17 protein-coding genes are annotated in these 20,570 nt (G+C 56.8%); 7 read left to right on the top strand and 10 right to left on the bottom strand.

Going from position 1 to position 20,570, the window contains the following annotated elements; all coding sequences use genetic code 11:
• Positions 1-129: 129 nt before the first annotated feature.
• The 5 genes from hemH to SCARR_RS09515 form a co-directional block, all read right to left on the bottom strand.
• The gene (gene hemH, locus SCARR_RS09535; RefSeq protein ID WP_136061358.1) at positions 130-1,134 is read right to left on the bottom strand and encodes a ferrochelatase; all 1,005 of its coding nucleotides are present in this window, start codon (positions 1,132-1,134) and stop codon (positions 130-132) included.
• 45 nt (positions 1,135-1,179) lie between these two features.
• The gene (gene hemG / locus SCARR_RS09530) at positions 1,180-2,538 is read right to left on the bottom strand and encodes a protoporphyrinogen oxidase (protein WP_136061357.1); all 1,359 of its coding nucleotides are present in this window, start codon (positions 2,536-2,538) and stop codon (positions 1,180-1,182) included.
• A 165-nt stretch (positions 2,539-2,703) separates the two neighbouring features.
• Positions 2,704-4,059 carry an oxygen-independent coproporphyrinogen III oxidase gene (gene hemN, locus SCARR_RS09525; protein ID WP_136061356.1) on the bottom strand — a complete coding sequence of 452 codons (1,356 nt, stop codon included), beginning with the start codon at positions 4,057-4,059 and terminating at the stop codon, positions 2,704-2,706.
• Positions 4,056-5,099: a uroporphyrinogen decarboxylase gene (gene hemE / locus SCARR_RS09520; protein WP_136061355.1), complete on the bottom strand. Its 1,044-nt coding sequence runs from the start codon at positions 5,097-5,099 to the stop codon at positions 4,056-4,058. Before hemE ends, hemN begins: the two co-directional genes overlap by 4 nt.
• Before the next feature lie 131 nt (positions 5,100-5,230).
• Positions 5,231-6,328 carry a RidA family protein gene (locus SCARR_RS09515; protein WP_136061354.1) on the bottom strand — a complete coding sequence of 366 codons (1,098 nt, stop codon included), beginning with the start codon at positions 6,326-6,328 and terminating at the stop codon, positions 5,231-5,233.
• Positions 6,329-6,585: 257 nt separating this feature from the next.
• Between SCARR_RS09515 and SCARR_RS09510 the strand changes: the two genes are divergently transcribed.
• Entirely contained in the window at positions 6,586-8,289 is a 1,704-nt protein-coding gene (locus tag SCARR_RS09510) for an FAD-dependent oxidoreductase (RefSeq protein ID WP_222846243.1), read from the top strand.
• On the opposite strand, the gene SCARR_RS09505 is transcribed toward SCARR_RS09510, so the two are convergent.
• Positions 8,286-9,908, bottom strand: a complete 1,623-nt coding sequence (locus tag SCARR_RS09505) for an N-acyl-D-amino-acid deacylase family protein (protein WP_168433173.1) — start codon at positions 9,906-9,908, stop codon at positions 8,286-8,288. The two genes, SCARR_RS09510 and SCARR_RS09505, sit on opposite strands and share 4 nt — an antisense overlap.
• A 310-nt stretch (positions 9,909-10,218) precedes the next feature.
• Here SCARR_RS09505 and SCARR_RS09500 point away from each other — a divergent pair, with 310 nt between their 5' ends.
• The 3 genes from SCARR_RS09500 to SCARR_RS09490 all read left to right on the top strand — a co-directional run bounded on the left by SCARR_RS09500 (position 10,219) and on the right by SCARR_RS09490 (position 12,996).
• Positions 10,219-11,622: an ammonium transporter gene (locus SCARR_RS09500; RefSeq protein ID WP_407984808.1), complete on the top strand. Its 1,404-nt coding sequence runs from the start codon at positions 10,219-10,221 to the stop codon at positions 11,620-11,622.
• Between the two features lie 98 nt (positions 11,623-11,720).
• Complete coding sequence (locus tag SCARR_RS09495; RefSeq protein WP_136061351.1) at positions 11,721-12,062, top strand: P-II family nitrogen regulator; 342 nt, start codon at positions 11,721-11,723, stop codon at positions 12,060-12,062.
• Between the two features lie 124 nt (positions 12,063-12,186).
• Positions 12,187-12,996: a TorF family putative porin gene (locus tag SCARR_RS09490; protein WP_136061350.1), complete on the top strand. Its 810-nt coding sequence runs from the start codon at positions 12,187-12,189 to the stop codon at positions 12,994-12,996.
• A 57-nt stretch (positions 12,997-13,053) separates the two neighbouring features.
• Here the strand turns inward: SCARR_RS09490 and nspC are convergent, their stop codons facing one another.
• From nspC to SCARR_RS09470, 4 genes are all read right to left on the bottom strand, one after another.
• Entirely contained in the window at positions 13,054-14,172 is a 1,119-nt protein-coding gene (gene nspC / locus SCARR_RS09485) for a carboxynorspermidine decarboxylase (RefSeq protein WP_136061349.1), read from the bottom strand.
• A gap of 81 nt (positions 14,173-14,253) precedes the next feature.
• Entirely contained in the window at positions 14,254-15,450 is a 1,197-nt protein-coding gene (locus SCARR_RS09480; protein WP_136061348.1) for a saccharopine dehydrogenase family protein, read from the bottom strand.
• Positions 15,451-15,604: 154 nt separating this feature from the next.
• Positions 15,605-15,871 carry a hypothetical protein gene (locus SCARR_RS09475; protein WP_136061347.1) on the bottom strand — a complete coding sequence of 89 codons (267 nt, stop codon included), beginning with the start codon at positions 15,869-15,871 and terminating at the stop codon, positions 15,605-15,607.
• Positions 15,872-15,917: 46 nt separating this feature from the next.
• Complete coding sequence (locus SCARR_RS09470; RefSeq protein WP_136061346.1) at positions 15,918-16,226, bottom strand: SelT/SelW/SelH family protein; 309 nt, start codon at positions 16,224-16,226, stop codon at positions 15,918-15,920.
• A 61-nt stretch (positions 16,227-16,287) separates the two neighbouring features.
• Here SCARR_RS09470 and SCARR_RS09465 point away from each other — a divergent pair, with 61 nt between their 5' ends.
• From SCARR_RS09465 to SCARR_RS09455, 3 genes are all read left to right on the top strand, one after another.
• Positions 16,288-18,609 (top strand): glycoside hydrolase family 172 protein, encoded by a 2,322-nt coding sequence (locus SCARR_RS09465; protein WP_136061345.1) that lies wholly within the window; start codon positions 16,288-16,290, stop codon positions 18,607-18,609.
• A 249-nt stretch (positions 18,610-18,858) separates the two neighbouring features.
• Positions 18,859-19,275, top strand: coding sequence for an HPF/RaiA family ribosome-associated protein (locus tag SCARR_RS09460; RefSeq protein ID WP_136061344.1), 417 nt, complete (start codon positions 18,859-18,861; stop codon positions 19,273-19,275).
• 137 nt (positions 19,276-19,412) lie between these two features.
• Positions 19,413-20,570 carry an iron-containing alcohol dehydrogenase gene (locus SCARR_RS09455; protein ID WP_136061343.1) on the top strand — a complete coding sequence of 386 codons (1,158 nt, stop codon included), beginning with the start codon at positions 19,413-19,415 and terminating at the stop codon, positions 20,568-20,570.

Here is a 20,570-nt window from a genome sequence, read left to right as displayed (position 1 = left end):
GGTTAAGCCTCTACGTGGCTATATACACCGATATGCAGGGTTTGCAAGGGGAAAAAAACCTCCCAAACAGGCATTTAAATACCTGTTAAGGAGCTGTTGTTTGGAGATAAAGAGAAGTGGCCGAAGGGCTTAGGCTGACGGCCAGTTCGCAGCGTCCGCCATCAGGGTTTCCAAGCAATGGATTCCTGCTGGAGAGTCGTTGAGGCAGGGAATCATGCGGAACGATTCGCCACCGGCTTCCATAAAGGTTTCCTGGCCGCGAATCTCGATTTCCTCGAGCGTTTCAAGGCAGTCGCAAAAGAAGGCGGGGCAGATGACGGCGAGCTTCTTGATTCCAAGGGATGGGAGTTTTTGAAGGGTTTCTTCGGTGTAGGGCTCCATCCACTTGGCGCGGCCGAGGCGCGACTGGAACGAAACGCCGCAGCGCTCTTTGGGGAGGTCCGCCACGGCGATGATGGCTTTGGTGGTTTCCATGCATTGGTGGCGGTAGCAGGTGGCATGCGCCGGCGAGTCGGTTTCGCAGCAGTCGTCGGTTGCCAGGCAGTGGCTTTTGGTCGGATCGGTTTTCTTCAGATGCCGTTCCGGCAGACCGTGATAGCTGAAGAGAATGTGTTCCTCGACGCCCGTCAGCGATTCCGCCAACGGGCGGATATAAGTGGGGTCAAGATAAAAGGGCGGCACTACGCGCAGCGCCGCACGTTTTTTTAGCGCCGTCATTACCCCGGCTACGCAGGAGCCGAAGGTGGCCATCGCATAGTGCGGGAACATCGGCAGCAAACAGATTTCATCCACGCCCGCATCGAGCAGTTTTTCAATACCCTGCTTGAATGACGGATTTCCGTAGGCCATGCCAAGTTCCACCGGTTCGCTAAACCTCGTTTGCAGTCCCTTGGCCAGCTGGGTGCAGTAGTGGATCAACGGCGAGCCGTTCTCCGTCCAGATTTCTTTATAGGCCTTGGCCGATTCCGCAGGGCGTTTTGGAAGTATGGCCCAGTGGATCAGCGCATATCGCATCGGAAACGGCATATCGACCACGAAGGGATCCATCAAAAATTGTTTCAGGTAGACCCGCAGCGCGTCCTCGTTCGGCGCGTCCGGCGACCCTGTGTTCATCAATAAAAATCCACGTTTCATAATAACCTGTATTTTTTAAACACTAAGGCTCGAAGCTCACGAAGTTTAGAGCGACTTGGTGTCCTTTGTGTCTTCGTGTTTAATGATTCGCTCGGCGGTGTTTATGCCGGAGAGGATGGAGTTGGCGACGGAAATGCCGTCGCGGTAGTGGCCGGCAAAGTGGATGCCGGGGAAGTCGGCTTCAACCTGCTTCATGCGGTTCAGATATTTTTCGTAGCCGACGACATACTGAGGAATTGCCTTCGGCCAGACGCTCAGATGCCTGAAGTCCGGTTCGCCGTCGAGGCCAAGCAGGTCGTGCAGATCTTTCAGCACTTCGGCGAGCATTTCACCCTCGTCCATCAGCGCCCGTTCGGGCGACTGCGATCCGCCTATGAATACCGTCAGCAGCGCCATGCCTCCCGGTGCGCGGCCGGCAAAGATGGATGACGGGAAAAGGGCGCCGAGCGAAAAGCGTTTTTCAATCTTTGGAATCAACACCCCGAAGCCGTTGAGCGGATGCATGAACTGGTTGAGGCCGAAGCCGAGCGACAGGCTTGCGACGGGCGGATAGTAGATTTCAGAAAATACGTCCACGTCAAACGGGGCGTTCAGTTCGGTTTGCGCATAGGCGGGGATAGCAATCAGCACATCGCTGAATTCTTCGCGGTTGACCAGCCAGATGCCTTCTTCGAGGGTTTGAATGCTTGAGACAGGCGTGTTCAGACGAACTGTATCGCCCAGTTTGGCGGCGAGCTGTTTGGGCAGCACCTCCATGCCGTCGTCGAAGGTGAACATGCGCGCATCCTTCGATGCGGTCTCGGTGCGCTGCTTGCGCTCCTTCGAGCCCTTGATTGCGCCTTTGATCAACGAACCGTACTTTTGCTCCAGCTCGTAGAGCTTGGGGAAGGCATGGCAGGTAGCGAGCTTGGCCGGGTCGCCGGCATAGACGCCGCTTACAAACGGGTTGATGGCATAGTCGAGAAATTCCTGCCCGAGGCGCCGCACCACAAACTCGGCGAGGCTCTCCTGCTCGTTCGACTTCGACGTGATGAACGGTTCGCGCATCAGCCGCAGCTTGGCCTTCGCCGAAAACGCCTTGGAGCTAAAGAAAGCCGGCGGGGAGGTGGGCAGCGCAATGGGCTTCCCGTCACGGACAATAAAGCGGTTGTTGGCTTCCGGTTTGGACGGCAGCTTGTTGCCTTCGAGGCCGAGGCGCGCAATCAGTTTTCCAAGGTTGGGGTGCGTGTCCAAAATCGAGTTGGGGCCGCACTCCACCAGAAAGCCGTCCTCCAGCACCGTTTGAATGCAACCTCCCACGCGCCCCGACGCCTCGAACACCGTGCAGTCGATGCCTTTTTCCTTCAGCTCAAACGCGGCTGTCAGCCCCGTAATTCCCGCTCCAATAATTGCGACCTTTTGCATAAGGATGTTTTACCTGCATATGAGCGTGAATAAAAGTGCGTAGTTCCGCCTTTAAAGGTTTGTGAAAGGTTCGTAGTCCCGGCTTTAGCCGGCTTCTGAGGATGGGCTCTGCGCATGAACCGCCTGAAGGCGGGACTACAAACCGTCTCTAACGAACTTTTTCTTTTAGACGGTCTGGGAGTAGCGGCCTTTGCGGGTTTCGGCTTGGAGGTAGGCGTCGAAGCGCATGGCGATGATGCGGATGAAGAGGCGGCCGAGCGGGGTGACGCTCAATCCCTTTTCTTCGCGGAGAAGCAGGCCGTCGGCTTCGAGGTCGTCGAGCGAATCGAGTTCGGCCTTGAAGTGTTCGGTAAAGTCGACGCCGATTTCCTGCGAGAGCGGGGCGTAGTCGATGTAGAGGTTGCACATGATGTGCATGATGGCGTGGTAGCGGATTTTGTCTTCGGCGGTCATGGCATAGCCGCGCAGGAGGGGCGGCTGGCCGTTGTCGAGGGCGGCGTAGTAGGGGGCGAGCTCTTTCTGGTTTTGCAGATAGGTGTCGCCGAAGTGCGAGATGGCCGACATGCCGAAGCCGTGGAGGGCAACGCCCTTGTGTGTGCTGTAGCCTTGGAAGTTGCGCTGCAGGGTTCCGTTGGCCAGCGCCTGCGCCATGCCGTCGTCCGGCTTGGCAAAGTGGTCCATGCCGATGTAGACATAGCCGGCGCTGGTGAGTTTTTCGATGGTGAGTTGGAGCAGCTGCAGCTTCATCTCGGCGTCGGGCAGCTTGTCTTCATAGCTTTTCTGGGCGGTCTTGATCCATGGGATGTGGGCATAGCTGTATATGGCAAACCGGTCGGGGGAGAACACCAGTGCTTCGTCCAAGGTGCGGTTGAACGATTCCAGGGTTTGGTTGGGCAGCCCGTAGATCAGATCGAAGTTGATCGATTCCATGCCGCTGTCGCGGAGCCATTGGTTCCGTTCGGCAATCATCTCCAGCGGCTGGATGCGGGCGATGGTTTGCTGCACTTCCGGGCAGGTGTCCTGGATGCCGAGCGAGGCGCGGTTGAAGCCGGCGGCGCGCAGGGCTTCAACCTTTTCGAGCGTCAGCGACCGCGGGTCGATCTCCACGCCGGCTTCGATGGCGGAGGCCATGGGGAAGCGGTCGCGGATGAGCTGGCCGAGCTGCTCGATTTCCGTCGGCAGGAAAAAGGTCGGGGTGCCGCCTCCGAGTTGGATCTGCACGGTTTCGGAGCCTTCGGCAACGAACGGGGTGCGCAGCGCGATTTCGCGCTCGAGGTAGCCCAAATATTCGGCGCTCTTGGATTGGTTGACGGTGATGATGTTGGTGCACCCGCAGTAAAGACACTGCTTGGTGCAGAAGGGGAGGTGGAAGTAGAGGGATAGGGGGGTTGGAGTTTGGAGTTTGGGGTTTGGAGTTTGGAATTCTTCCGTAAAGTGCGTGGCCGGCGGATACGAGGTGTAGCGCGGGCCGGGCACATTGTATTTGCGGAGCTGATCGAGGCTGACGGTTATCGGGTTCATTTGAAATTCTGTACGGTTGCGGCAACGGCCTGGATGGCGTCGAGGTCGGCTTCGGGGGGTACGCCGTGGCCGAGGTTGAAGATAAAGCCGTTGCGTCCGCGCATCTCTTCGAGGATGCGCTGGGTTTCGGCGGCGGCGGCGTCTGGCCGGGCAATGAGCAGGGCGGGGTCGAGGTTGCCTTGCACGGCGACGTCGCCGGGAATGGCTTTGCAGACGTCCGGAAGGCGGATGCCCCAGTCGATGCCGAGCACGTTGGCGCCGGTCTGCACGACTTCCTGCCAGTTGTGGTGGACGTTGCGCGCAAAAACGATGACGGGCACTTCGCCGCCGATGGCGTCGATGATCTGCTGCATCCAGAGGCCGGAAATCTTCCAGAACATATTGGGGGCGAGGGTGCCGCCTTGGCTGTCGAACAGCTGGATGACGTCCGCGCCGGCTTCGATCTGCGCCTTGACGTAGGTGATGGTGGCTTCGGTGATTTTTTCGAGCAGGGTGTAGAAAAGCTTCGGCTCGTTGTAGAGCATGGCGCGCGAGCGGAGGTTTTCGCGTGAACTTCCGCCTTCGACCATGAACGAGGCCAGCGTCCACGGCGAGCCGGCAAAGCCGATGATGGCGCGTTCGTCGCCGAGCTCCTTGCGGGTGAGCTTGATGGCTTCGGGTGTGTAGGAAATGTGGTCGAGCACGCGGGAGGGGTCGAGCTTGTCGACATCCGCCTTGGAGTTGAGCTCGAAGTCCATCTTGACGCCGCCTTGCTCCATCAGTTCGTATTTCTGGCCCATGGCTTCGGCAATGACGAGGATGTCGGAAAAGACGACGGCGGCGTCGTAGCCGAAGCGCCGGATCGGCTGGAGGGTGACCTCGGAGGCCAGTTCCGGGTTTTGCACCAGTTCAGTGAATTTGTAGCCTTTCTTGAGCTTCATGTATTCAGGAAGGGAGCGACCGGCCTGGCGCATCATCCAGATGGGCGGGCGGTCGACGGGCTTGCAGGCGCAGGCGCACAGGAAGCGTTCTCGGCAGTTTAAATGGGTTGAATCCGTCATAGGCGTGCGTTTATGGCATACCCTGAAAAGCCGATCAATTCATAAGCAGAACATTGATGCTTATAATAAAAACTCCCAATGCCCGGAAAAAAAGGTTTCCGAACATTGGGAGAGGAGGAGATGACGGTAAATCAGTTGGCCTTGACGGCGTCGAGTTCGATTTCGAAAAGCAGATCGTGGCGGCAGACGTCGGCGTGCGAGATGGCAACCGGCAGTTCGGGCATGTTGTTTTTCACGCAGTATTCTTCAAGCAGGTGAGCTTCGTCGAAGTTTTTGAAGTAGGCGATGGCGCGGGAGGTGTTTTCCCAGTCCATGTCGCGGGACTTGAGGATGGCATGAACGACTTCCATGGTCAGTTTGATCTGCTTTTCGGTGTCGTCGATATGGACGGTTGCCCCGCCGGGTTCGATGCTGGCGGTGCCGGAAATGGTGAGCAGGCGCGAACCGGGCTGGTCGATTTCGACGGCGCGGGCGAACGAACTCTTATAGTCGATCGCTGCGCACTGCAGCGGCGACGGAACGGCGAAGACCTTGACGCCGTCGTGCTTGGGCTTGACGGCGAGCAGGGCGCACACCATCTCTTCGCCGGCGGCGGTGCCGGCGCCGATGCCGGTGCTGGCGGGAACCATTTTGTCGAAGGTGCCGTGCTCGCGGAAAAACTTGGTGCGGACCACGTTGAACTCGTCGTACCATTCGAGCAGGTTATTGAGATAGATCCAAGTGCGGGCAATGTCGGTGAATTCCATGTCGGCCTGCTTGAGCAGGTCTTCCATCTTTTCGAACACGACTTGTGCCTGTGCTTCGCGTCCGAGGGAAAGGTCGTCGGCGCGAATGTCGCCGAGCAGGCAGTAGCGCGCGTCCTCGGTGTCGTACCAGTTGCCGACCTTGCGGTCGCCGTCCATAACCGGATTGAGCTCCGCGCCGGTAAGGGCGATGAATTGGGTGCCGGTGATGGTGGAGCCGGAGCAGGCGTCGCCGTGCAGCAGGGTCATGGGCCAGTCGAGCTTTTTGATGGCGGAGACGGCCTTGGGGTAGAACTGGCGTCCGCCGAAGAGGTATTGGAAGGCGATTTTGGCGTCGCGCGATGCCATTTCGGCGGCGACGTTGTCGAACACCTCGTGCATGTTTTCTTCGGAGGCTTGCGCCGTGATGTAATAGGCCTTAACGCCGTCGTGGGGGAATTCCACGATCTGAAGGCTGTCGGCCGGATTGATTATCGATTCTTCCATGTTCAAAATCTCTCTATATTGTCTCTGTGTAGGGGAGGATATTCTTTTTTTATTAGCAGTTAACATACCATGCTCCTTTGCTTTTGTGCAGCCTCCCGCCTGCATCTACACCCATTGAGACGCTTGCTATGAGAGCGGTTGGACAAAATGAGAATGGAATGTCTGCATTTTCACGCTGGTGGATTGTTGCAAAAGGCCTATATAAGTTATTTCACACAGAAAATGGAGCGAAGGGCATGGCTTGGAGGATTGCATTAATGATGATGTTTGCTGGTTCGGCAACGGCCTCGGAAGTGCTGGTTGAGGCGGAAAGTTTTTCCGACAAGGGCGGTTGGGTGCTTGACCAACAGTTTGTCCATCAAATGGGTTCTCCCTATCTGCTGGCGCACGGCATGGGCAAGCCCGTGGCCGATGCCGTTACGACTGTGATATTTCCTCAGACGGGGAAATACCGGGTTTGGGTGCGCTCCAAGAACTGGGTGCCGGGCGAATGGAAGGCGCCGGGACGCTTCCATGTAAAGGTCGGTGGCCGGCTGCTTCCCGTCGAGTTCGGAACTGAAACGGGGTGGACTTGGCAGGATGGCGGAATTGTCGACGTAGCGGGAAAGACTACAGGTGTTCGCCTTATTGATCTGACCGGTTTTGAGGGGCGTTGCGACGCGCTTTTTTTTACGACCGATTTCGACAAGGTTCCGTCGGACACTATAGAGAGGCTCAAACCCGAAACCGTTTCTGCGGGGCAGTTCGATCTTGTTGTTGTGGGGGGAGGCATTGCTGGATGCGGGGCGGCCTTGGCCGCCGACCGCCAGGGGCTGACAGTTGCGCTGATTCACGACCGCCCGCTGCTGGGCGGCAATGCCAGCAGTGAGGTGAGGGTGCACACGCTCGGCATCAAGGGAGCGGACGACACCTTTTTAGACGGCATTGATTCTGCGCATTGGAAAAACGGCTCTGCTGAAGCAGTGAAGGATACGGAGAAGCGTCATCGCACCCTCGATGCCAGCGGCGTTAAACAGTTTCTCTCGTGGCAGGCTTTTGGCGTGGAAATGCACGGCCAGCGCATAAAAAGCGTGGATGCGCGGCATATCGAGAGCGGCAAGGCTATGCGGTTCGAGGCGAAAGTGTTCATCGACTGCACCGGCGACGGCTGGATCGGTTATTGGGCCGGCGCCGACTTCCGCTATGGCCGCGAAAGCCGCAACGAATTCGATGAGGGGTGGGACAAACACGGCGAGCTGTGGTCGCCGGAAACGCCCGACAACCGGGTGATGGGATCTTCCGTGCTCTGGAACTCGCATCGATTGGATCAGCCCACGGATTTCCCAGATGTGCCTTGGGCGATGGAGGTGGCAAAGGATCACGCCTCCATTAACGGAGAGTGGCAGTGGGAACTCTCGCACAACGACTTGCATCAGATCGACGATGCCGAAGAAATCCGCGACCACATGTTCCGCGCCATCTATGGCTCGTTCAGCAATGCCAAGAAGAATCCCGAAAACGCCAATGTGGCACTCAAATGGGTGGCGCATATTGCCGGCAAGCGCGAGTCGCGCCGGCTGATGGGCGACTATATTTTTACGATGAAGGATGTTACCGAAAACCGGATCTTTCCTGACACCGTCGTTACCGAAAAGCGGGCGATCGATGTACACTATCAGGAAAAGCTAAAGGGCGAACCGGTGGACTTTCTTTCTGAGGCGCTGTTCTACAGGACCGGTGAATACTATATTCCGTTTCGCTGCCTCTACTCGCGCAACATTGAAAACCTGATGATGGCCGGGCGCTGCTTCAGCTGTTCGCATGTTGGGCTCGGCGGGCCGCGCGTGATGCGCACGACCGGACAGATGGGCATTGCCACCGGCTTCGCAGCTTCGTTGTGCATTGAGTTCGACACCAACCCGCGAGGCGTCTACAAAAACCACCTCACCGAGTTGCGCCGCCTTTGCGGCTACGAGGACTAGTCCTGCCGGGCGAGGAATTGGCCACTGCGATGTTCCGTGTGCGTTCCGTCTTCCAGCGAGTGGACGCCGTTGACGATGACGTGGCGCATGCCGTCGGAGAGCTGGTGCGGGTTGGCGTAGGTGGTGTTTGCCTTAATGGCGTCGGGATCGAAGATGAGGATGTCGGCGGCATAGCCTTCTTTGAGCAAACCGCGCTTTTTCAAATTAAACTGTTCGGCGGGGAGGCCGGTCATTTTATAGATCGCTTCGGCGAGCGGAACGGTTTTCCCGTCGAGGGCGGCGCGCAGGAATTTGGTGTGGCTGCCGTAGGCGCGGGGGTGCGGGTGGTCGTGGCTGAGCGGGCCCCACGGCGCACGCATTGAACCGTCGGAACCGATGGAGACAAAGGGCTCGGCCAAAACCTTCCACATATTTTCTTCCGACATGCTGAAAAAGATGCCGCCGGTTTTAAGGTCGTCGGAGTCGATCAGATGGAGCAGGGCATCGACTGGGTGCATCTTCAGCGTTTCGGCGGCTTCGGGCAGGTATTTTCCCTTGAATTCCTCGAACTGTGTGGAGCCAATCATGACGTTGTCCCAATGATCCGCGGGGTTGTCGAACAGCTTGGCGCGGAGCGTGTTCCGGGTTTCGGGATCGCGCAGGCGGGCGAGAATGGCGTCGCGCCCTCCGTAGGTCGCCCACTGGGGCAAGACAATGTCGAGGTCGGTGCAACCGGCGGTGTAGGGATAGCGGTCGGAGCCTATTGGGCTTCCGTTAAGAGAGCCCTTGCGAATGCGCTCGAGGGCGGCTTCCAGCTTTCCCCAATTTTTCTTTCCAGAGGCTTTGAGGTGGGAGATTTGCAGGCGCGCGCCAGAGCGTTCGGCAATGTCGATGGCCTCGTCAATCGATTCGAGCAGCAGAGTGGATTCGGAGCGCATGTGGGTGGTGTAGAGGCCTCCGTGTTGGGCGACGGTTTTGGCCAGCTCAATGATTTCTTCGCGCGGGACGGCCGAGCCGGGGGGATAGGCCAGGCCGGAGCTGAGGCCGATCGCGCCTTCGTCGAGCGCTTGTTCCAGGGCGTGGAGCATTTGCGCCATTTCATCGGCGGTGGCGGCGCGCGGTTCGTAGCCGGCGATGCCGGCATGCAGGGTGTTGTGCCCAACCAGCAGGGCGGCGTTGATGGCCGGCTGCGCTTCGGCGTAGAGGGCGCGGTACTCGGCGACGGTGCTCCATGGCAGGGTGCTTGGTATTTCTGTCACACCTGCGCAGGTGTGACGGGTTTCTGTTTTACCAAGGTGGGAATAGTCCTTTTCGAGCCAGTCGGAGGGCATTTTGTAGCCGCCGTTAAGCGGGGCGGCCGAGGCGCCGCAGTTGCCGCAGATTTCGGTGGTGATGCCTTGGTAAACCTTGGAGGCGGCGGAGGGCTCGATGAGCAGATAGGTGTCGGAATGCGAGTGGGCGTCGATAAAGCCGGGGCAAACGATGCATCCGGCGACGTCGATGGTTTTTTCGGCGCAGGCGGCGGAAAGTTCGCCCATTTTTGTAATGCGCCCTTTGTTAATGCCAATATCGCAATGTGTTGCGTCTTTCCCCGATCCGTCGAGCACCCTTCCGTTGATGATCTTTAAAGCGAAGTCCATGGTGCGGATTTTAGCGCTATAAAGGTGAATAGAGAGGAAAAACAGGGTTTTTTTGGGGGCGGAGCTGTTTTTGATTACAAAAATGTAAATACGTACTAGAATTATACAAAAATGGTTATTAAATATTTTTGATCCCAAATATGTATATGTGGTTATGTATTTTTTAAACTGTTGGTATAGAGTGAGAAGTGACTGCTGCGGAGGGTGTGTTCGGCGCGTTGGCACACCTGTTGCAATAAGGCTCATCCATATCGCGAATACGGTGTTCGTGAAATTGAAAGGAACCTCTCGGAGGATGTTTAGGATGAAAATGAAATTGTTGAAAATTCCAGTACTGGCCATGGCGGCGTTGGTGCTGGCCATGGTGGCCCCGGTTTGGGCGCAGGAAGCTGCCGATGTAGGCGCTGTGGCGGAAGTCGCGGCGGAAGCGACATTCGACGCGGTGTCGGCTGTTAATGAAACGGCGTATGCCATCGATAATATGTTCCTGCTGCTGGGCGCCATTTTGGTGCTGTTCATGCAGGCCGGGTTCGCGATGGTTGAGTCGGGCTTTAACCAGGCGAAGAACACGGTGAACATCCTGTTCAAAAACCTGATGGATCTTTGCATCGGCATGATCCTGTTCTTTATCATCGGCTATGGCCTGATGTATCCGGGCGACGGCGGGAACGGATTCCTCGCATTCGGCCAGTTTGGCATCGGCGGCATCGGGGCAGATGTGGCTGAAGCAGGCGCATTGGCGCCACAGGTTGACTGGCTGTTCCAAGTGGCCTTCGCCGCTACGGCTGCCACGATTGTTTCGGGCGCGGTTGCAGGACGCCTTAAGTTCAGCGCCTACCTCGTATACAGCGCGATCATCACCGCGATCATCTACCCGATTTCCGGCTACTGGAAATGGGGCGGCGGCTGGCTCGACCAGCTGGGCTTCTACGACTTTGCCGGCTCGCTGGTGGTGCACTCCGTCGGCGGCTTCGCCGCTCTGGCCGGCGCCATTGTTCTCGGCCCGCGCATCGGCCGCTTCGGCAAAGACGGGAAATCCCGTGCGATTCCCGGGCACAACCTGCCGATTGCCGCACTGGGTGTCTTCATCCTGCTCATTGGCTGGTTCGGATTCAACCCCGGTTCGCAGCTCGCGATTGTCGGCAAGGACAACACCGATGCGGTCATGCTGATTGCAGTCAACACGCTGCTTGCGGCCGGTGCCGGCGGATTCATCGCGATGGTCACCACCTGGATCATGCACAAGAAGCCTGACCTCACCATGGCGGGCAACGGCGTGCTGGGCGGCCTGGTCGGTATTACGGCCAACTGCGACGGCGTCGACAACGTTGAAGCCATCGTCATCGGCGCGGTTGCCGGCGTTCTGGTCTGCCTCGGCGTCAAGCTGCTCGACAAGCTCAAGATCGACGACACGGTCGGCGCGTTCCCTGTACACGGCCTCTGCGGCGTGTGGGGCGGCATTGCCGTAGCGATCTTCGGTTCCTACGACGGATGCAGCTCCCAGGCGATTGGCGAATACGGCAACTGGGTGGCTCAGCTCACCGGTTCGATCGTGATTCCGATCTGGGCGTTTGCGACCATGTTCATCCTGTTCCTTATCCTGAAGAAGACCGGCATGCTCCGCGTCTCCAAGGAAGAGGAACTCCGCGGACTGGACATCGGCGAACATGGCGAAGAGGCCTACAACGGCTTCCAGATCTTCACCACTAACTAGGAGTTATAAGTCACAAGTATTAAGTGTTAAGCCTCTGGCTCAGTGCAAACCGCTTAACACTTAATCACCTAGAACTTAAAACCCAGAAGGGAAATACCATGAAACTAATTATTGCATACATACAGCCTGAACAGCTCAACGAGGTGAAGCAGGCCCTGTACGAAAAAGAAATCTACAAAATGTCGGTCACCAACGCCATGGGCTGCGGCCAGCAGAAAGGCTACAACGAAACGTACCGCGGCGCGGACATCGAAGTGAACCTCTTGAAGAAGGTCCGCATCGAGATTGCGGTGAACGCCGAGTTCGTGGACTCCACGATCGAAGCAATCATCGCAGGAGCCCGGACCGGAAACATCGGCGACGGCAAGATCTTCGTGATGGATCTGGCGGAATGCATCCGCATTCGCACGGGAGAAAAAGGCCCCGAGGCCATCGGTTAACCCAAATTGAAATAGGAGGCCGGGTCCTGTGCGATTTCCTTTCGCATCCTCGAGGGACTTTACCGGGGCCCGGTTTCCGAATAGTAAAAAAAAATCGCAACCAGAGAAACAACAACAGGAGAATATGATGAAGAAAATAATTACTACTACACTCGCTGCCGGAATGGCTGCCGCCTTGGCATCGACTGTTTCAGCTGAAGAAAAGACCGCCGTTGTCGTGGAAGAAGAAGCCGGCATGTCGGTCAGCGTTACGATGGATTTTGCATCCGCTTACGTCTTCCGCGGCGTAACCTTTAACGACGGATTCGTGATTCAGCCCGGCATCGAAGCCGGCGGTTTCGGTCTGCCGGAAGAATACGGCGCTGTATCCGTTGGTGCATGGGCGAACTATGACGTGGACGACTACGATGGCAACCTAGCGAGCTCAGAAGCTTCTGAAATCGATTGGTATGCCTCGTACAGCCTGCCGACTTTGATTGATGGACTGGATCTGTTCGTGGGCTACTGCGACTACACCTACCCGAATGCAGAAGGCACTTCCGACAAAGAAGCCAACGTGGGCCTTGGCTTCGACATTGCCGGCATTGCTCTGGGCGCGACAGCCTACTACGGCATCGGTGGTGCAGTGAGCGGTTCGGCCTATTATGAGTTTTCGGCTGGATACGATCTCGAAATTACCGAAGAGTTCGCTGCTTCCTTGGGCGCTCGTATGGCTTATGCCGATCCCGACAGCGGCGATGACGGATTCAGCGACTACGATATTGGCCTTGGGCTGAGCTATGTTCTGTCCGACGTTTGGAGCGTGGGCGCTTCCGTTACCTATATCGGGCAGATGGATGACGACGTCCTTCCGGATGAAGACCTTAACGGCACGGGTGACTTCGGCTACGATACAGAAGTGGTTGGCATGCTGAGCCTGGCGGCTTCCTTCTAAGGATTGCCTTTAGTCTTATACGAAAAGCGCTCCCACGGGGGCGCTTTTTTTTACGTCCTACGCCAGTCTGCGTTTGTAGTCTTTGTAGCTGAACTCGCGCACGGTCTCGACTTCGCCGTTGCGCAGGATGCCGATGGCGGGATGCTGAATGCCGTTGAAAAACGAGGTCTTGACCATCGAATAGTGCGCCATGTCCTGGAACACGAGCTGGTCGCCGGCCTGCAGCGGCTCGTCGAAGGAATAGTCGCCGATCACATCGCCGGCCAAGCAGCTCAGTCCGGCCAGTTTATAGGAGTGGGCTTTTTCGCCAGGCAGTCCCACGCCGTCGATCTCCGGCCGGTAGGGCATTTCCAGAACGTCCGGCATGTGGCAGGTGCAGGAAACGTCGAGGATGGCGATTGCGCCGTCGTTGTCGATCACGTCGAGCACCGTTGAAACCAGCACGCCGGCATTGAGCGCTACGGCTTCCCCTGGCTCAAGGATTACCTGAGCGCCGTACTTGGCCTTAAAGTCGTTGATCAGTTTGCAGAGCAGGTCGACGTCATAGTCGTCGCGCGTAATATGGTGCCCGCCTCCAAAGTTGACCCATTCCATTTGCGGGAGGAATTCGCCGAACTGTTCCTCAACGGACATGAGCGTGGTTTCTAGATCGTCTGCGTTCTGCTCGCACAACGTATGGAAGTGCAGGCCTGAAATGCCGTACAGGTTTTGCCCTTCAAAATCCTGCCGGCGAATGCCGAGCCGCGATTTCGGTGCACACGGGTCGTAGATTGCGTGTTCCGGATCTTGCGTGGAGCATTCGGGGTTGATGCGCAGCCCGAATTTTGTAGGCCGGGTCCCCGACCCGGCGCGCACCTTGAAACGCTGCCACTGCGCAAACGAATTAAAATCAATCTCGTCGCACAAGGTCAGCAGCTCCGCAAAGTCGGTGGCGGAATAGGCGGCCGCATAGGCGTGGACCTCGCCTCCGAATTCTTCGCGTCCCAGCCGCGCCTCCCAAGGCGAGCTGGCGCAAACGCCGTTGAGGTGTCCGCGGATCAGCGGAAACAGCGGCCACATCGCAAAGCCCTTCAGCGCCAGTAGAATCTTGCATCCTGTGCGCTCTTTCACCGAAGCCAGCACCTCGCAGTTCCTGCGGATGCGCTCTTCATCGACAATAAAGGCTGGCGTTTTCATTTAACCACTCGCTCGCAGACTCGCTTAAGGCACGAAGGCCACGAAGTTTGCTTGGTGCTCTTCGTTCCTTCGTGTTTAAAATTAATCCAATTCAACTACTGAGCCTTCGATGACTTTCCAGGGTAGGCCGTATTGGTTCAGGTCTTCCATGAAGGGATCGGGATCCATCTGCTCAATATTGAAGACGCCGTCGCCGGTCCACTTTTTCTCCAGCAGCATCTTGGCGCCGATCATGGCCGGCACACCGGTGGTGTAGGAGATGGCTTGCGACTGCACTTCGGCATAGCATTCTTCATGGTCGCAGGTGTTGTAGATGGTGACCGTTTTGGTTTCGCCGTCTTTAATGCCGGTAATTTGGCAGCCAATCCACGTCTTGCCCTTGGTGCGCGGACCGAGCGACGCCGGGTCGGGCAGCAGCGTTTTAAGGAATTGCAGCGGCACGATTTTTTGGCCGTTGAATTCCACTTCGTCGATGCGGGTCATGCCGACGTTGCCGAGCACTTCGAGGTGCTTGAGGTAGCTCTCGCCAAAACTCATCCAAAAGCGCGCGCGCTTGAGGTGCGGGATGTGCGTGGCGAGTGATTCGAGCTCTTCGTGGTACATCAGATAAATGTTCGGGTTGCCGATGTTTTCCGGAACCTCGAACGAATGCTTGACGGAGAGCGGTGCGGTTTCGATCCATTCGCCCTTTTCCCAGTAGCGGCCCTTGGCGGTCACTTCGCGGATGTTGATTTCCGGATTAAAGTTGGTGGCGAAGGGATAGCCGTGGTCGCCGGCGTTGACGTCGATGATGTCGATGGTGTGGATCTCGTCGAGATAGTGCTTCTGGATGTAGGTGCAGAAGACGGAGGTCACGCCGGGGTCGAAGCCGCTGCCGAGCAGGGCCATGATGCCGGCTTGCTTGAAGCGCTCGTGATAGTCCCACTGCCATTTGTATTCAAACTTGGCGGTGTCTTCCGGTTCATAGTTGGCCGTATCGAGATAGGCCACGCCGGTTTCAAGGCAGGCATCCATGATATGCAGATCCTGATAGGGGAGGGCCACGTTGAGCACGAGGTCGGGGTCGAACGATTGGATCAGCGCCACCAGCTCCGGTACGTTGTCGGCATCGACCTGCGCCGTCTGGATCGGGCGGTCGAGCTGCGCTGCGATGGCATCGCACTTCGACTTGGTGCGGCTCGCCAGCATGATTTCTGAAAAAACTTCCGGCAGCGCCGCGCATTTGTGCACCACCACCCCGCTGACGCCGCCGGCGCCGATGATCAAAACCTTGGACATAAACGACCTCCTAAAAATTCGGCAGGATGGATAGCCTAGCGCACCCGCTTTTGCAAGCCGGTATGCACGTATTTAACACGAAGGCTCGAAGGGTTCAAAGAAATTGAAAAACGATCCGGTTTGGTTGCTTGGTGTTCTTGGCGCCTTCGTGTTTCTACTTCTTGCTCAGCTTGCGCCCGAATGTAACGCTGACGGCGCCCTCGATGAAAATCAGGATGCCGAAGAGGCCATACGGAGGATCGGCCATCAGCAGGGCGGCAATCGCAATGAAAATCAGCACCGCGCCGTTCATCATCAAGCGGTTGACGATCCGTTTCGGGTCGTCCGACTCCCAGCCCTTTTTCAGGAGGAGCTTCTGGCTGACATAGTGCCCCGCCAAAGCAATGCACAAAAGAAGGAGTATTAAAGTTGTCGGATTCATGCTGCCCCGTTTCGGATTTCAAGTTTCAAGTTTCAGGTTTCAAGTTTCAGGTTTCAGGAGTGGGTTCTACGGTTTCGGCGTGGCCAAGGTTTTTTTCGGGTGCGATAATGTCGCGGACGCGACGCTTGAGGTCTTTGAGTTCCGGCAGGCCGCGTTCGGTCTTCCGGTCCCACACCAGCTGGCCGTTGGCAAAAATCTGCCAGATGCCCGGCGCCAAGCTCGGCCGCAGCGCCGCCTCGTCCAGATCGCCTTCAAAGGTTTGCAGCAACTCTTGTGCAATCCACGCCGAGCGCATCATGAATTTGCACTTGGAGCAGTATTCGATCGTGATTCTGTTTTCTGGTTTGTTCCCCATTTCTAAGCCTTTAAAGTTATTGGATTGCTGCTCATTATATTTTTAGGCACATTGCTACACCATGAATACATTCATCAAGCTCATCCTTTGTTCGATTGCGCTGCAACAGGTGCAAAACGTCGTCGCCGAACGGCTGTATGGCCTGGAGCGCATGGAACGGTTCGACCTGCTTCCCAACTTGCTGGAAGGCACGCAGGTCCGGCAGGTCTCTACCCGCGACCGGGATGGCGGTAATAATGACGGGTGGTTTGGATACTATCCAGCGCTCTACCGCGATGACAACAACGAGTTTGTGCTGTACGACGATATCGGGGCAGGGTGTCTCTACCGCATCTGGATGACCTACCAGAAAAGTTCCACCATGGTTTATACCAACCAGCTGCGGTTCTATTTCGACAACGAAACCACGCCCCGGCTGGAGCGCACCATCGAAGATTTTTTCTCCGCCACCAACGCACCGTTTGTCTATCCGCTGACAGGGCGGGAGTACCAGTCGAGCCATGGCTACTACAACTATGTTCCTTTGCCCTATCGCGAGCGCCTGAAGATCACCATGAGCGACACCAATCGGCCATTCTACTACAACATGACCTACCATAAATTCGACTCGCCCGACGGCATCGCCAGCTGGACGGGAGCCGAGGATGCCTCGGTGGTTTTATCGCAATGGAACAATGCAGGGGTCGATCCGAAGCCGACGAACGGGAATGCCGCCTTCAGCGGAACCTTGAGCGTGGCGACCGGCACAACGGGCGTGTTGTTTTCCGCAAGCTCGCCCGGCACGATCCAAAGCCTGAAGCTCGATCCCGAAAACGCAACCGCGGAACTGCTGGCGTCGGTCTGGCTGCGGATGACGTGGGACGGCCAGTCGGAGCCGGCGGTGAATGTGCCGCTGGGCGAGTTTTTCGGATGTGGACGGGACGAGGTTGAAGTGCGGTCGCTGCCCATCGGGATGAGCACCACGGACGACTATTATTGCTACTTCCCGATGCCGTACTGGGCGTCGGCCAAGATTGAAGTTTTCAACGGGCACGCCGGCAACCTTGAAATGCCGTTCGAGATTCAGGTTTCATCAAACTCCTACAAGCAGGCGAACACGGGCTTTTTTTGTACGCAGTATCGCAAGGAGACATTTCCCAATGCGCCGGGGTCGGATTATATCTGCGTCGATGCACAGGGGCGCGGCCATTTGGTCGGCCTGTCCCTCTATATGCTCGGAACCGGCACCTCCGGGTGGAAAGGAATGGACTATCTCGAAGGGGACGAGCGCATCTATGTCGATGGCAGTCTCACGCCGTCGCTTTATGGAACAGGGACGGAGGACTATTTCAATAGCGGGTGGTATTTCAATCAAGGCACTTTCAACCTTCCTTATCACGGGCATCCGTACGAAGACCACTACAACGATCCCCCGCCCAACCATACCCAGGCCTACCGTTTTCATCTGAGCGACATCATCTGTTTCAACGCCTCTTTAAAGTTCGGCATCGAGCATGGCCGGCGCAACGACCAGCCCGGAACCTATTCGAGCGTCGCCTACCTCTACATGCGGCACGCTTGCGGGCAGGTATTGACCGCCGATCTTGATCTGGGCGATGGCTGGACGGAAATGCTCTACGACTACCAATATCCCACGGGCCGCTTGGAGCTTTCCAAAGACTGGAACTATGAAGGCATTGACGACTCCGTATTCATGGCGGATGAAGGCTACCACTACAGCAACACCGTCGCGGAATTCACTGTGCCGTTGGCGGAGAATGCTGGTTTGCTGTTGCGTCGTCGCACCGATCAGGGCATCGGTGGGCAGAAAGCGCATGTGTTCATCGATGACGCCTATGCCGGCATCTGGTATGAGGCCGACCACAATTTTTCCGCAACGACCAAGCGCTGGCTCGATTCCGAGTTTATGGTTTCTTCCAATCTCGTCGCAGGTAAAGCCTCCGCACGCATCACCATTGTCCCGGTGCCGTCTGCCAGCATCTGGAACGAATACCGCTACTGGGTCTATTGCATCAAGCCGTTCGGGCTCGTTGAGGATTCCGACAGCGACCAGCTTCCCGATGAATGGGAGCTCTCTCTGGTTTCAGCCCTTGGAACATTGCATGGCGGGGTTGACTCCGACGACGACGGCTTTTCCGATCTCGATGAATACATTTCAGGAACCCATCCCACCAATCCGGCCTCATTCTTTGCCATCCAGTCTGGAACGGGCTTTCAGTCCGAGCTTGGTCGCCTCTATCACCTGCAGCAAACGACCAGTCTGGTTTCCAACGATTGGATAACTATTCGGGCCAATATTCCAGGCACTGGAAGTTTTTTGGAGCTTCCAGTCGCAACCAATGCCCCGGCTTTATTCCAGCGCCTTCAGGTTGAACTTCCCTGAGTTTGCGGCTTCCCCGCAGGGTAGGGCATGATTTTTTTTTTGATGGGACTCCCCTATGCATAATTGTCTTTGTCCGCGTGCTTTCAACGGGTTGCAAAACACGTAAATTTTTTGCGCCTTTGGTGGAGCTAAAAAAGCTTTGAACGAAAGGCCTTGAAGTCTACTCTATACCTAGCAACGGGCGCATGTAGCAACGATGCCGCTGCGCTGACATCTGAATAGTGAAACCAACAAGAAAGGAGCTGATGTATGAATACATCAACGCAGATCAAACCCGCATCTTCTTACTTTAATGGACAAGGATTCGATCCGTTTATTCCTGTCGAAGTTCAATTTCGGCATATGCGGGAATCAAAACGGGTTCAATGGTTGGTGGATCAAATGATGGAGAGGTTCGATAAATATCCTCTTTACGGCACTAAAGCCAGCGTAGTGGTTGATGAGACACATCACCGCGAAAAGACAGGGGTCTTTCAGGTGAAGGTCAAACTCTCCGTCCCCGGCGAGCGGCTCTATGTTGCGCATAGCCAGGAACGGACCGGCATGCACGACGGCGTCTTCAACGCCCTTGCGGATGTCTTCGACAGCATCGAAAAGCAGCTGGTCAAAAGGCACGGCCTCCGCGCGCGGCGCCGCGTGCAGAAGGCCTACGAAAACGCGGCCTGATTGGTCGATCCTCCCGATGAATCAGTGCGTGGGTCCCCGGATGAAAGTCCGGGGGCTTTTTTTGTATAAGCGCTGGCCTTTTTACGGACGGCTGCATTTGGTAAATAAATAGCACAGTCATCAAGGAGCGCTGGACTATGAATGATTTTGTGTATGAAAACCCAACGAAGATTCTTTTTGGACGTGGCGTAATTGACCAGCTCGGCGGGGAATTAAAGCGGCTTGGCGTGCGCAAGGTGCTGCTGGTGTACGGCGGTGGGAGCATAAAGGCCAACGGCGTCTACGATTCCGTCATCGCCCAGCTCTCAGCCTGCGGCGTTGCCGTGGTGGAGCACGGAGGTGTGCGCGGAAATCCGGTGCTCTCGCACGTGCAGGAAGGCATTGCCAAGGTGCGCGCCGAGCAAATTGATCTGATTTGCGGCGTCGGCGGGGGAAGCGTGGTCGACGAATCGAAAGCTATTGCACTGGGCGCCGCGTCCGATATTGATGTGTGGGAATTCTTTGCCAAGCGCGAGACGCCGCAGCAGGCGCTGCCCGTGATGGCCGTTTTAACGTTGCCCGCCACGGGCTCGGAAATGAACGGCATTGCCGTCGTGACGAATGAAGAGACGGATGAAAAAAATGCGATCGTTTGTCCGGCGCTGCTCAATCCCAAAGTGTCTTTCATGGATCCGGAAACCACCTTTTCCCTGTCGCTCCAGCAAACATCTTTTGCCTGCACCGATATTCTGTCGCACCTCATGGAGGGCTATCTCACTACGCCCGCCGAGCGGTTGTTGGTGCAGGATCCGGTGATTGAAGGGGTGGCGCGGTCCGTGATGGATTCCATGGCCGTCATTATGAAAAACCCGTCCGACTACGACGCCCGTGCCGCTTTCATGTGGTCAGCCACATTGGGCTGGAGCGGTATATGCCAAGCCGGCATTCCGGCTTGGGGCATGCCGTGCCACGCCCTCGAAATGCCATTGAGCGCCGTATGCGACATTGCGCACGGCGCCGGACTCTCCATCATTATTCCGGCCTGGATGCGTGTCGCTGGCGCGCGCCACGAACATCGCATTCTTCAGTTTGGCCGGCGCATTTTAGGGCTCGATAATCCTAGTAGTGTTGATGCGGTCGCCGATGTCCTCACCGCCTACTACCGTTCCATCGGTTCCCCCGTGTCCTGCGCCGAAGCCGGCATCGATCCCGATCTTGATCGGCTCACCAATCTCGCTTTCGATTCCTTCAAGCAGCGCGGCATGCACGACTACACCAAAGAGCTCATCACCGACATCTACAAGCAGAGCATCTGA

The organism is Pontiella sulfatireligans (genome assembly GCF_900890705.1).
In the GTDB taxonomy this organism is placed as follows: Bacteria; Verrucomicrobiota; Kiritimatiellia; order Kiritimatiellales; family Pontiellaceae; genus Pontiella; species Pontiella sulfatireligans.
This window is presented reverse-complemented; position numbering and strand designations above follow the sequence as displayed.